This is a genomic window from Flavobacterium sp. LM4 (assembly GCF_002017935.1).
GTDB classification, from domain to species: Bacteria; Bacteroidota; Bacteroidia; order Flavobacteriales; family Flavobacteriaceae; genus Flavobacterium; species Flavobacterium chungangense.
In genome coordinates, this window is the sequence record NZ_MUFW01000001.1 from 993,119 (window position 1) to 1,007,269 (window position 14,151).

The 14,151-nt window shown below is 35.4% G+C and carries 9 protein-coding genes and 4 tRNA genes; all 13 read left to right on the forward strand.

Going from position 1 to position 14,151, the window contains the following annotated elements:
- Positions 1-11: 11 nt before the first annotated feature.
- The 13 genes from BXU10_RS04530 to BXU10_RS04580 all read left to right on the forward strand — a co-directional run bounded on the left by BXU10_RS04530 (position 12) and on the right by BXU10_RS04580 (position 14,114).
- A complete protein-coding gene (locus BXU10_RS04530) occupies positions 12-1,487 on the forward strand; it encodes a tyrosinase family protein (protein ID WP_078226295.1) in 1,476 nt (491 codons plus the stop codon).
- A gap of 189 nt (positions 1,488-1,676) precedes the next feature.
- Positions 1,677-2,111: a hypothetical protein gene (locus BXU10_RS04535; protein WP_078226296.1), complete on the forward strand. Its 435-nt coding sequence runs from the start codon at positions 1,677-1,679 to the stop codon at positions 2,109-2,111.
- A 189-nt stretch (positions 2,112-2,300) separates the two neighbouring features.
- A complete protein-coding gene (locus BXU10_RS04540) occupies positions 2,301-7,367 on the forward strand; it encodes a DUF4132 domain-containing protein (RefSeq protein ID WP_078226297.1) in 5,067 nt (1,688 codons plus the stop codon).
- Between the two features lie 769 nt (positions 7,368-8,136).
- Positions 8,137-8,208: transfer RNA gene (locus BXU10_RS24885), tRNA-OTHER, on the forward strand.
- A gap of 20 nt (positions 8,209-8,228) precedes the next feature.
- Positions 8,229-8,301, forward strand: a tRNA-Asp gene (locus BXU10_RS24890).
- Between the two features lie 133 nt (positions 8,302-8,434).
- Positions 8,435-8,506 (forward strand) — tRNA-Pro (locus BXU10_RS04545).
- 177 nt (positions 8,507-8,683) lie between these two features.
- A tRNA-Leu gene (locus BXU10_RS04550) sits at positions 8,684-8,756 on the forward strand.
- A 31-nt stretch (positions 8,757-8,787) separates the two neighbouring features.
- Entirely contained in the window at positions 8,788-9,357 is a 570-nt protein-coding gene (locus BXU10_RS04555) for a DUF5565 family protein (protein ID WP_078226298.1), read from the forward strand.
- A 34-nt stretch (positions 9,358-9,391) separates the two neighbouring features.
- A complete protein-coding gene (locus tag BXU10_RS04560; protein WP_078226299.1) occupies positions 9,392-10,177 on the forward strand; it encodes a hypothetical protein in 786 nt (261 codons plus the stop codon).
- Positions 10,178-10,964: 787 nt separating this feature from the next.
- A complete protein-coding gene (locus tag BXU10_RS04565) occupies positions 10,965-12,062 on the forward strand; it encodes a slipin family protein (RefSeq protein WP_078226300.1) in 1,098 nt (365 codons plus the stop codon).
- Positions 12,063-12,117: 55 nt separating this feature from the next.
- Positions 12,118-12,684, forward strand: a complete 567-nt coding sequence (locus tag BXU10_RS04570; protein WP_078226301.1) for a metallophosphoesterase — start codon at positions 12,118-12,120, stop codon at positions 12,682-12,684.
- 21 nt (positions 12,685-12,705) lie between these two features.
- Positions 12,706-13,251, forward strand: coding sequence for a 3'-5' exonuclease (locus BXU10_RS04575; RefSeq protein ID WP_078226302.1), 546 nt, complete (start codon positions 12,706-12,708; stop codon positions 13,249-13,251).
- Between the two features lie 236 nt (positions 13,252-13,487).
- Positions 13,488-14,114, forward strand: a complete 627-nt coding sequence (locus BXU10_RS04580) for a hypothetical protein (protein ID WP_078226303.1) — start codon at positions 13,488-13,490, stop codon at positions 14,112-14,114.
- Positions 14,115-14,151 lie beyond the last annotated feature (37 nt).

The window sequence follows — 14,151 nt, forward strand, 5'->3', positions numbered from 1 at the left end:
AAATCAGCAAAATGAAAAAGAAAATTACAGTACTCCTTATTATTCTGATAACGGGCCTAAGCCATGGTCAGAATAAAAATAAAATACAATACGTTCGGCACAATGCCAATACGCCCGAAGGAAAAGCAGATCTTGAGGCCATGAATGTGGCTTTTAAAAAAATGCGCGAATTGGGCTGTGAGAAAGGACTTTCCTGGTATTATCAGGGCGCAATACATAATATTCCGAATGAAATTGAGGGAAAAAATAAACTTTGTCCGGAGTATCAGACTTTCAAAGACAAATTATGGGCGTGGAGTGATTGTACGCATAAAAGAGAATCACCAAGTTCAGATCTGAATTTTCTTTTATGGCACAGAATGTACATTTGGCATTTAGAACAAATTGTACGCGATTTATCGGGAAAGAAAGATTTTGCTCTGCCGTATTGGAATTACGGAAGCACGGAAACGGTTGACAATATTATGCCGGAAAAAATAAGGGATAAATCGGGGGCACTTTATATACAATCCCGATACAGTATTCTTAATAACGGAAAACCAATTCTTGCAGATCAGGTAGAATCCATTCAGTTAGCTCTTAATGAGTTAAAAACAAACCCGTCGTTTTCAGGATCGGCAGGATTTAGTAAAAGTTTAGAAAAAGCGCCTCATGGTTATATGCATGATCTTATTGGAGCAGAGTATGCTGATCCGGCAGAAACTTTTTACAACGAAATTTATCAGAAGGATAATTTTTCTGGATTGATGGCAAATGTTCCTTCGGCAGGATTTGATCCGGTTTTCTGGCTGCACCACAGTATGATTGACCGAATTTGGGAATCCTGGGATGTCTCGGGTTACGGTCAGCGCCCGACACGTGAAGACCTCAAAGCCAATCCGTGGCCTTATGAATTTATAACTCCAAGCGGCGGTCACGTAAGTTATACAATGGATGAAGTGTATGATATCGTTTTTAATTTAGATTATAAATATGATAATTTGCTTTATGGGTCTAAAGTTCCGGTTTTGGCAGCTAATACGGCAAAACCGAAAAAAGTAATTGCTTTTCAGGACTCAAATGAAAAAATTATATGGGAGCAAAAAATAGGAAAAACACTTAACAGCACTGCTTTTGCTCACAAAGTGACGAGTCAGCCTGCAAAGAATACAAACAAAGTTTTTAGAGCCGAACCGAATGCTAAAATAGTGCTAAATCTGGATGTTGTGGTTTACAAAGAGCCAAAAGATTATTATACCGTTTATCTTCGTTATCCCGGAAAAAAAGATCAATATGTCGGGGTAATGACTTTCTTTGGCGTAGCACACGATCACGGAATGGAAGAGAATCACGGTATAAGCGAAAATGGGGTAAAACTTAATTTTGCCTATTATATTTCAGATGATTTATCAAATTCAGCCAGTGATTTCGAAATCATCATAAAAAAGACCGGAACAGGAGATGCAAAAGTAACACTCGAAAAAATAAGTCTAGCCAGGATTAACTAACCGAAAAATAGTTACCAATAAAAACCCAAACCCTGCCAATACCAATTGGCAGGGTATTTTTTTGAAATCAAAAACTACTTTTATAGTCAGGTTGTAAACATTATTTTTAACATTAAAATAAGGTTATCTCAGTATAATCCTATTTTTTAATTTAGTATTTTACATCTTTCAAAATAAAAGCCGGTATTAATGAATATAAGCATCTCTGTTAAACAATTAGGAAAAAAACATCCGCTCCTGCAGGAAAAAAGTATAGCGCTGGCTATAGAAAATTCTGTAATTACCACGCAACAACTCATAGAATCGATTGTAGATCATCAGGTACAATTATTCAATGCATCTTCATTTGAGTTTGAAGACGAAGACAAAATCCATTTTCCAAAAGAAAATTACCTTCCCATCTTAACCGATACGGGAAAAGCAGGTTTCGGGGCAATTTACAACCACAACAAAGTCAATCTGGCAAAAGCACAGGAAACAGCTATTCAGGCTTTCGAAGACGGTTTATATGCTGTTTTCTATGGTGACGATCAACTGGAAACGCTAACGAAACAAATTGATTTGTCTCAAAATAAAGCGATTACGTTTATCAGGCTGACCTTTTTGGCGGGAAGCTACTGGTAGTCAATATCAATGGCAATATCAATTTCAAAAATCAATGTCAATTTCAAAAAAACAATTTAAATGTCAATTTCAAAAATAAATTAAGTCAGTTATTATAGTAAGTGACATTTAGTTCAATAAAATACGTAACAACGATAACTCAAAGCCCACAGCCTAAACTCATAACTTATAATCCATAACTTCAAAATCATGACGATAGAAGATCTTTTAAAAAGTAAAGTAATTGAAAATCCAATTAAGAGATTTAAAAAAGAACTGGAAGAAATTGTAAACAGTAATCTGGTTTCTAAATTATTATTAAAAACAAAACTGAAAAAAGAAGTGGCGGAGTTTGGTCTCGAACTCCTGAAACTTAAGGACAATTATTACAGTAATTATATTTCTTTAGGATCAAAAGAAGCCGAAAAGTTTGCTGCTTTGATACAAGAGAATTTGTGGGAAGACAAAAATTACTACGATTTGCTGCTTTATTTTTTCGGAGAAGAAAACGCGGCTTATGTAAAAGAAGCCTGGAACAGACTGCCTCAAAAAATGTATCAGGATGGGTATACAAGACGTTCTTTTAGGGCGCCAAACCATAAAAATTATTTGTTGGTTAATCAGGTCAATTTTCTACGCTCTTTATTAAACGGATCGAGTAAATACAATTATCAGGACAGCACTACTTTTTACTATGATTTGAGTATCGAAGACGAAATTCGTTATGATACCGAAATTTCAAATTCGGTTAATAAGTTCATGGTTTGGTCGGCAGCGCTGGATGCTGGTAAAGAAGGTTTTTTTCAATTATTCGAAGACATAATTTTCAATAAAGAGCCACACGGAAAAGTGTCCAGAAATATCATCAAAGCCCTTTTAAACAGCGAAAAGCAGGAAAACTGGGAATTGGTAGAAAAATTATTGCTTGCTGCGCAGCGTCAGGAAGGCTTGCGACAGACAGTTTTAGAAGCCTTAGACGAAACGAGTATCGGAGCTTTGCAATACATGATTAAAGTGCTGATAGATAATAAACTGACCCGTTTTTCATCGGTTGTAAGAGCAATTGATACGTGGACAGGTCTGGGCTGGGAATCTGAAAAAGAAACTACGGTTCGAAATATTATCGAATTGGCTCATGGATATTTTACCAATCCGGAAACGATTCCGAATGGCATAAAGAGTAAAAATAATAAAGAAGTCTATATGGCGCTTTGGGTTCAGGGCGTTTTTGATGTAGAGAAAACAGTTCCGTATCTGAATGAATTACTACAAAACGGTACGGTTGAAAAGAAATCGCTGGCACTAAAATTTGCCGGGGAAACGAACGACCCCTATATCGAAATGCCGCTGTATTTTAAAGCATTAGAAGATGATAATCTACAGGTTTTGGCATTTGCAGTTCCAAGAATGAATGCTTTGCTGGAAGCGAACACAAAATCGAAGTTTTATATCGAAAATACGGATTATCCGAATTTCTTTGATAAAGTGTATCATCTCGCGCAAACTATTACCGAAAAAGAAAAAACGTTTGAAGGGAAAGTTTTTTCGTGGCTGAATATCAAGTTCGAAAGAGATACGCTTTTCTCCTCAGCTATTAATTTGGTGGGCGATAACAACGAAAGATTAGAAACGGTTTTAAATCATTTTGAAGGCTTTTCGATTCACTTAAGGGAAAAACTGACCCGAAATTTATTAGGCAGTTTTTACAGTTATTCTTTCAACAGCCATCAAAACAATAACGATAAAAAAGAACCAACCGATTTTCAGAGGAGTTTTGCGCTGCGAATTCTAAAGGACAGAGGGGAATCTCTTGTGGCTTCGGCGGTTAATGTTTTGAATAATCTGAGTTTAACCGAAGAGGAATTAGCCGGTTTTCAGGAATTATTTAAACGTAAAAATTCGAATTTAAAGAAGAATTTAACGGCAATTCTGATAAAGCAGGAAGACCAAAAAGTGATCAATTTTGTTCATCAGACTTTAGAAAAAGGCGATTTAGAACAGCGTATGTCGGTTTTGGATTTGATGCTCCAGCTTCAGAAAAATAACAAACTGACAGATAAAGTAAATGACTGGGTAAAAGAATATCAGCAAAGACCGAAAATTACCGAGAAAGAAACCAAATTTATTGAGCAGTTAGAGCCTTCTAAAAAGAAAGATCTTTTAAGTGCAGAAAACGGTTATGGATTTTTTACGCCAAATGAATTTTCTCCTTACGAACTGCCAAAACCAAAAGCAGATTCTTTGTATGCTAAATCAGTAAAAGCAGAACAATACGGTTTCTCCAAATCGATGTCGCATATTAAAACTGAGATCGAGAAGCTTTATAAATTGTATGAAGCGAACAGAAACTACGAATACGAAATTGAGAACTACGACAACAGCAAATCGACTGTTTTGCTTGGCAATACGTTTAGAACATTAAAAAATCTAAAAGACGAAAAAGACTCAGAATTAGCAGCAACCAATTATCCGTTGTATGAGGTTTGGGCAGAATGGTTTGAAAAATCAGGTTTAGCCGAAAGAGATTTGTTTTTAATGACACTGGTAAGCAATTGTGACCGAAAAATCTGTAGGGATTTTCTGGAAAAGCATGTTTTTTATTATAAAGAATTATTGCCGCACCAAAACAAAAGAGGCTACGATTGGGATAATGCTATTTTGCAGATTTTAAATGCTTTACAATTAAAATATTCCTTTGAAGAAAAAGCCGATTTCCTAATCGACGCCTGCAGCAATTTGTATGCTGATCTTCCGAAATCGGTAATCGAGTTTGAATACAAACCTGCTAAAGACGAGTATTATTACAATAATAACAACGGGAATGGCTGGCAGAATCAGGGCCTTTTTGATATCTACCTGAACAAAATCGGATTGCTTGATTTAACAAAAGAACAAAATGCAAAAGTCTGGAATCTGTACAGGTGGAGACAACTAAACGGTTTAGAAAAAAACAGATCTTTTGCCAAACCGCCAATTCATTTGTATTGTGTTGCATTTGAGCAAAAATTAATTACTGAAGGCGAATTGTATGAAGGTATTTTAGAAAGTGAAAGAATTTCTGTTTTAACTAGTGAAAGTAAACATTATAGACATTTTGGTAGTGAGGATTTAATTAAAAGATTCCCTTTTCTGGTTCCGATGATGGACAAAATAAGGGAAACATTTTTGGATGTTGAGGTCAAAAGAGGCGATTCGAATACTTCGGTAACACATTTGGTACAGAGTTTCCAGAAGATTTTTGGCGCCAGCCGTTTGGTCGAACTAATTACGGCTCTCGGAAAAGCAAGTTTGTACAAAGGTTATATCTATTCGTGGGGGTATACCGATTTAACGAAACAGAAATTATTCAGTTTCTTATTGAAAAGATGTTATCCGTTAGAAACCGATACACAGGAAAGTTTTGATGCATTAATTAAAAAAGCCAAAATCTCAGAAGAAAGATTGATTCAGACGGCTATTTATGCACCGCAATGGCAAAAGTTTATCAGCAGTTATTTAGACTGGAAGGGTCTGGATGAAGGAATCTGGTGGTTTCATGCGCACACCAAAACGGCTACTTACAGTGCTACTAATTCAGAACTGGAAAGTGAAGCGGCAAGATTTTCGACTTTAGATTTGCAGGATTTTAAAGATGGCGCTGTAGATAAAGACTGGTTTACATCGGCTTACAAAAAATTAGGAAAAGCAAAATGGGAACTTTTATACGAATCTGCCAAATACGTAACAGACGGAAACGGTCACAGACGTGCGAGATTGTATGCCGACACGATTACGGGAGATTTAAAAATTAGAGAAGTTACCGCCAAAGTAAAAGACAAACGCGATCAGGATTATTTAAGGGTGTACGGATTAGTTCCTTTGAGTAAGGCAAGTCCGGAAAAAGATATTTTGGCACGTTACGAATATTTACAACAGTTCAAAAAAGAAAGCAAAGAATTTGGTTCGATGAAACAGGCGAGTGAAGCTTTGGCCATTCGTGTGGCGCTAGAAAACCTGGCGAGAAATGCCGGTTATCCGGATCCAGTTCGTCTGACCTGGGCAATGGAAACGAAGCAAGTTCAGAATATCTTATCAAAAGAAACCGAAGTGGTTTTAGATGATGTTACGATTAGTTTGGTCATTAACAAAGAAGGAAAAGCAGATTTAGTTACGTATAAGGCAGGGAAAGAATTGAAATCGATTCCGCCGAAATACAAAAAAGACAAAGGCATTCTGGAATTGACAAATTACAGAAAAACCATGCGCGAGCAATGGACGCGTTCAAGAAAAGGTCTGGAAGAAAGCATGATTCGCGGAGACGAGTTTTTATTCGCAGAAATGCAGAATCTTTTTGAACATCCAATTATTTCGAAACATTTAGAAAAATTAGTTTTTATCTCAAACGACGATCAGATTGGTTTTTATGTCGATGGAAGTTTGGTAACGGGTTTAGGAGAAATGATTTCATTAAATGAAAAGCAGACTTTTAGAATTGCACACTGTTTTGATTTACACAAAAATAATGTTTGGGTTGATTATCAGAAATATTGTTTTGATACTAAATTACAACAGCCGTTTAAACAGGTTTTCAGAGAATTGTATGTTCCAACGCCAGATGAATTGAAAGAAAAATCAATTTCGAGACGTTACGCCGGACATCAGGTTCAGCCGAATCAAACTTTAGCTTTATTGAAAACAAGGGGCTGGAAAGTAGATTATGAAGAAGGATTGCAGAAAGTTTTCCATAAAGAAGGTTATCAGGTAAAAATGTATGCGATGGCAGATTGGTTTTCGCCAGCAGATGTTGAAAGTCCAACTTTAGAAACGATTGAATTTCATTCTTTAAAAGATTATAAAAACATTGCCTTTAAAGATATCAATCCGAGGATTTTCTCAGAAGTAATGCGTGATATTGATTTGGTTGTAAGTGTCGCCCATGTTGGCGGTGTAGATCCGGAAGCAAGTCATTCTTCTATCGAAATGAGAGGCGTTTTATTGAGAGAAACACTTCGACTGTTTAAAGTGAAAAATGTTGAAATCAAAGAAAATCATGCTATTATAAAGGGGCAACTGGCGGATTACAGCGTACATTTAGGCAGTGCGGTGGTGCATCAGCTTCCAGGTAAATATTTATCGGTTCTGCCGATTCATTCGCAGCACAGAGGACGTTTGTTCCTTCCATTTGCAGATGATGATCCGAAATCGGCTGAAGTAATGTCTAAAGTTTTATTATTTGCCAAAGATAATGAAATTCAGGACCCAACTATTTTAAGTCAGATTGATAAAACCTATGCTTAAAATTATTGGCTTGAAAATTTGAATTTAAAAATTTCATAAAAATTTGTTAATTTAAGATATAAAGGACTACATTTGCGTCGAATTAAAATAAAAGAAATACATATGAAACTTTCAATAGAACAAAATTTTGACCATTTAGCAGGATATCTTCCGGCTAAAAAATCAGGATGTAATATGTATTTTTATGAAATTGAAATGTAAAATTTAGAGTTAAAACTCAACATAAAATATAAAAGCGTCCTCAAAGCAGGGCGCTTTTTTTGTTTAAGACTGAAAAAAGCACATCAAAAAATGAGTAAAAAGACTTTAATCAAAAATAATTTAAAAAAATTGTACAAAAAATGTTTAATGATTAATCAAAATAGTGAAATATAATCTTGAAAAGTAATCTGATGAGAGACAGTCATTTGATACAAAAAGAAATCTGCACCAGTATGCGGACAGGATTTTTATTTTCAAAATTGAATCGTAAATTACTGATAGTCAATAAAATAATTTGAAAAATAATTTGGATAATTGATTTTTTCGACTTTATCTTTGCCGAAGAAAATCAGAACAAAGATTTTCAGATAAAAATGATTTCAAAATATAATACAACATATAAAATGATTTTTGATTTAAAAATATACAGCTTAGAACAACTACACCCGGGACGCGATCTTGGATATAACAGAATAGAGGTGCATGAACATGGACAATAGGATACGTATATCTTATAAATCTTGTAAGCACCTTTAACCGGGTGCTTTTTTTATGCCCAAAAAATAATGGTTTTGTATAGCAATTGGTAGATAGTCAGCGAGTTTGCTGGAGGTTGAAGGTTCGAGCCCTTCCAAAACCACTTGTTCTCTAGAAGGAACTGGCTCATTGGGGTTACTGGCTAACCTTCCCGACTGTCTCTCGGGAGAAACGGGTTCGACTCCCGTATGGGCCGCGAGTTTTGAAGGTGCTGAGGTTCTTAGGGACTAAGGTACTGAGGAAGGTGCAGAGGTACAAAGATGCAGAGGCGCAAAGATTTAAAAACTTAGCCCCTCAGAACCTTAGCATCTTAGAGCCTTTAAAAAAAACTGGGAAGATAACGGTGGTTGTTTGCCCGCCTTGGACGCGGGAGGTCGCAGGTTCGAATCCTGCTTCCCAGACAAAATGGAAATACGCTAAAGCTGGAGAGTTAGGGCGGTCTGAAATGAAATTTTTCATTCAGCGAAACCAAAAAAACAATAAAAATGATGAGCTAAACACCGTTGTCTTTGACTGAGTAGGTTCGAATCTTACTATTTCCACCAATTTCAGTTTTGAAATACTGAGGATTAATAAAAGCAGGAATGGCGAAATGGTAGACGCGGCAGACTTAGGATCTGTATTTTGAGAGTTCGAGTCTCTCTTCCTGTACAAAAAGAAACGTTTAATTAGAAAAGAAACAATGAAAAAGATAACCACATTATTTGCTAAAAACCCTGCTGATTTAGGAAGGGTAATTAATAAAATCAATATCGAAAATAAATGGGTTTTTGATGGAAAAGCCATTGCAACCAGAAAATTCGACGGTACGTCAGCAGCCATTATAGGCGGAGAATTGTTCAAAAGATTCGATGCCAAAAAAGGACGAACAATTCCGGAAGGAGCAATTCCGTGTCAGGAAGCCGATCCAATTTCAGGACATCACCCACACTGGCTGAAATGCGACAGATCAAAATCTGAGGATAAACATTTTTTCGAAGCTTTCGATCAATTAGAAAACAAAGTTGACGGAACATACGAATTATGCGGCCCGAAAGTACAAGGAAATCCTGAAAAGTTTGAGAAACATACTTTGGTAAAACACGGTGCAGAAATAGTAGATTTTGTAAGTCTCAATTTCGATGATTTAGAAAATTTCTTGTCGGAAAATGATATTGAAGGAATTGTTTTCCACCACATTTCAGATGAAAGAATGTGCAAATTGAGAAAAACAGATTTTGGAATTAAACGCCTGAAACTGGAAGCCGTTTAGAAGCAAAAACAAGTAACATTTAAAATTAAAAACGATGAAACAAAAATACAACCGAATTGCCCTTGTGGGTATTGAACAGGAAGAATACGATAGTATAAAAGCCCAATATTCAGGACATATTATCTGGCACCAGTCCATACCAAAAATTGTGGTTAAAGATACCGTTTTGTATATGGAAAAATCGAACGGAATTGGGATGTTGCCTGTAGATAAAGTAGTCTATTACGGAATTTACGATAATGATTTCGATTTTATTGCGGGTCTTGCCATCTGGAAAGGTGCTTGTTATCCTAAGGCTTCTGCTATGCTGGATTGCCGCTTTAAAATTCCTTGTTTGGTCAAAGCTTTGTCACATTCACGATTTAGTGCTCCCAGAGGATTTGTAAGTGCAGGAGCTTCTGTTAATGTTACCGGCGATACCATTGCCAAATGGGGAAACTGGCATTGCGGTGAAAACAAACATCGCTTTACGGGAGAATGGGAAAGCGAATTTACGGCAACTATTGAACCTTATTATGAAGGAGATGCGGTTCGTATCATGATGATTGGCGATGTTTACTGGCAGATCAAATTAGAAGGTAATACCTGGTTGAAGTCTATTCATCCTGATGAAGCTGATTTTATGACTGTTGATCCTGATTTATTGGCGGATACTTTGCATATTAAAAATGTTCTTCAAATGGATATGATTGGAAATGATTATATCGTTGCAAAAGACGGTTCTAAATATTTATTAGAAGTAAACCACATTCCAAACATAACTCGATTTGAAGAAGTTAGAAATGCTTATTTATCGACAGTTATAGCTTGGATTAACTAAAAGTTTTTGCACTGCGCAAAATTACTGCGCAGTGTAATTTGAATATTTGTTCAGGAAATAAAACAAGTTCTTTTATAAAATGAAATACATCAAAGCTTCGGCCTTGATTAAAAATATCAAACAAGCCCAGTTGCGTGTTTCTGTATAGCACCATTGTAGTGAACTTTCCGCGAAAGCGAATTATGTTTTTCTATGCAGCTTGGTTTGGAGGTTTTCGTATGGTTTTCCAAAAAACTATTCGACACAAGGGATCTAAGGGTTGTGGGTTCGAATCCCACTCGTAGTAATGCGGTAGTTCAAACAGGATAGAACATTAGAGTGTTTATGTAGGTTCGAGTCCTGCACCGAATACGTTTCGGTTAGACAAATTGGTATGTCAACAGACTGAAAATCTGTAAACAGTAGAGACCATCACTCTTAAAAAGATGACCAGAAAAAAAGCTGATTTGTCTTTGTCAGTGAAACTAAGGTTTTAGAATCTAAAATTTCACACTCATGATAAAGCCAGTGCGAAAAGTACTGTTTTTTGAAATACTTGTTTTCTTCTCGATTTGATTGTGAAGATGATTTGGGGATCGTCGCTACAAAATACGATTGAAAACAATTCAAGTAAACAAATTACAAACTCTTCATCCGTTTTTTCGGAGGAGAAAGGCAAAGAGGTTTTTTTATTAAAAAGTTAGATGTTAGAAGTAAAAAGTTAAAAGTTAAAAGTAAAAATATAAATGAAGTTTTCAACTGTTTCAAAACCTGAAACCTGAAACTTGAAACTTGAAACAAAAATATTATGATTAAAAGAATTAAAATCGAAGGTTACCAAGTAGGTTTGGTTTTCGAAAACAGAAAATTAGTAAAAGTAGTAGAAGAGGGTTTACACTGGATTTTTGGAGACAAAAATGTGTTGATCTATGATATGAATGCCGTTTTTCAGGCTCCGTTTGAATTGAGTGTTTTGTTGCAGAATGAAGTTCTGGCCTCAATGCTAGAAGTTGTTGAGATAGTTGATAACGAGATTGTTTTGCAATTCGTAAACGGAAACTTTAAAGGTGTTTTAACTCCTGGAAGACACGCTTTCTGGAAAGGAATTGTAAAAAATGAGTTTACAAAAGCAGATCTTTCTAAAATTGAAATCACTGAAAATGTTCCAGTAAACTTATTAGAAAGTAATCAGTTAAGATATTTTACAAGAAAATTTATCGTAGCAAGTAACGACAAAGCTTTGTTGTTTGTAAACGGGAATTTTGTAAAAGAATTAAAATCCGGAACGCATTATTTTTGGAATAACGCCATTACAATCGAAGTTAAAACGGTTGATATGAGACAACAGCAAGTTGAAATATCAGGTCAGGAATTGCTGACTAAAGATAAAGCAGGATTGAGAATCAACTTTTTTGTGAGATATCAGGTTGTTGATATTATGAAGGCTTTGATTGAAAACAAAGATTTTGAGAAACAATTGTATGTTGTGATGCAACTGGCTTTGAGAGCTTTTGTTGGAAGTCTGACTCTCGACGAATTATTGAGTAAAAAAGATACTATTGCCGAAGAGATTTTAAAAGAAGCAGCTTCTAAAATTGAAAACTTAGGTTTGAAAATTTCTGATGCAGGAATTAGAGATGTTATCCTGCCAGGTGATATGAAAGAAATCATGAATCAGGTTTTGGTTGCTGAAAAGAAAGCGCAGGCAAATAGTATCATGAGAAGAGAAGAAACAGCTGCAACAAGAAGTTTACTTAATACAGCAAAACTGATGGAAGAAAACGAAATGTTGTGGAAGTTGAAAGAGATGGAATACGTTGAAAAAATCGCGGATAAAATTGGAGAAATTACAATTTCCGGAAGCGGCAACGTAATCGGTCAATTGAAGGAAATCTTCGTGAAATAAAGAAAAACCATCAACGGGAATGCTGATGGTTTTAGTTTGAAAATTTAAATTAGAAATGAATCAAAAAATATTTTTTACGTCTGACCATCACTTTGGTCATACGAATATAATTAGGTTTAGTGAACGCCCGTTTGCTTCGGTGGAAGAAATGGATGCAGAACTCATTAAACGATGGAATGAAAAGGTAAGTCCGCGAGATATTGTCTATCATTTAGGTGATATTTCGCTCGCAAGACCTGAACGGACAAAAGAAATTTTGGATCAATTGAATGGATCTATTTTTCTTGTAAAGGGAAATCATGATAAATCGGCATTAAGCTATGCGAAACGATTTGAATGGATTAAAGATTACTATGAATTAAGTGTCGCAGATGAAGAGGCACCAAACGGAAAGCAAAAGATTATTCTTTTTCATTACGCAATGAAAGTTTGGAGAAGTTCTTTTAGAGGAACATGGCATTTATACGGTCACTCACACGGTCATTTGTTTGATGATGAAACATCGAGGTCTTTTGATGTTGGCGTTGACTGCCACAATTATAAACCGCTTTCTTATGATGAAGTAAAAGCTATCATTTTAAAGAAAGAATGGAAAGCTCCTTTTGGAGACAGAGAATTGTAAATTTTTTAAAAATTAGAAAAAATGAAAACTACAGATAAAATTATTATTATCGATTTAGAAGCCACATGTTGGCAAAGCACGGTCCCGCAGGGGCAGGAAAATGAAATTATTGAAATTGGATTAGCCGTTTTGGATTCAGAAACAGGTGAGATAACTAAAAATCAAGGTATCCTGATTAAACCTCAGCGCTCATGTGTAAGTCCGTTTTGTACAGAACTGACCACTATTACTCAGGATCTGCTGGATAAAAACGGAGTGAGTTTCGAGGAAGCAATCGAGAAATTGACAGATGAATATCAGCCGGATTTATATACTTGGGCAAGTTACGGTCAATACGATCTGAATATGCTTAAAAAACAATGTAAATTATTTGGAGTTCCCTACCCAATGGGTGATGAGCATATTAATGTCAAAGTACATTTTGCAGAAAAGTTTGGTTTGGTAAAACCTACCGGAATGAACGGAGCTTTGCACTTGTTGGAAATCCCGTTGGAAGGAACGCATCACCGCGGAATTGATGATGCAAAAAATATTGCCAAAATCTTAAATTGGTGTTTAAAGAATTAGATTTTTTTTGTTGACCGCTATCAATTGATAGTTTTAGAAGGGGACTGCAAATATTTACATTTGCGGTTCCTCTTTAATATAAATAAAGCTGATTTTAATACTTTTCAGTATACAAATAATATTTTAAGAAAGTTCTGGTTTAATGATATATTTGTGAACGGGAGTTTTAATTAAAGATAGCTATTGATACTTTTCGAAATAATTAACCTGGGAAAAATAATTACAATATAAGAGAGATGGATAAAACCAAGACCTCATTTTTAGATACCATTTATCATCTCAGAACCATTGAGCAGGTTATTCTGTATGATAAATTAATTACTATTTCTAAAGAAGAAGAAACTGATACCGTTTCATTTCTGGAAGCAGAATATGAGAGAGAAATTTTAGAATATCCTGGCATTGCTCCGAAGTTTAATACTGCAGCTGGTTTATGGGCATCCAAAACGGTATATTTTGCAGTGCAATTATTGTTGCACAGAGCCCATAAAATTAGCGATTTGGCATTGCTTTTACCGGATTACAATGGCAAAATGGATGCATCGGCAATACTTTCTGCAGATCTCTGCCTGCGTTTTTTACCTCAGATTATTGCAGAAATGAAAAGAATAGATCCTGAAGATTTAGTGATTCCTATTTTAGAAAAGCATTTAATACAGTTTCATTATTCAGCTATCGGATTTGAGATCGATACAGAAAAGATGAACTACGATATTGTTTCGGTAGATGACTGTTTGCGACAGCTTTATATTGACCGTATAGTACATAGAAAAGCAGTGAAATTTGCTCAATCTGATTTCATCAAAAAGCAATTAGAAATAGGATTTGGAGATTATAAAAAAATATTTTGGGCACAACTTTAAGCAGATAATTGAATTAAGTAAAAAAATAGAAAGAAAA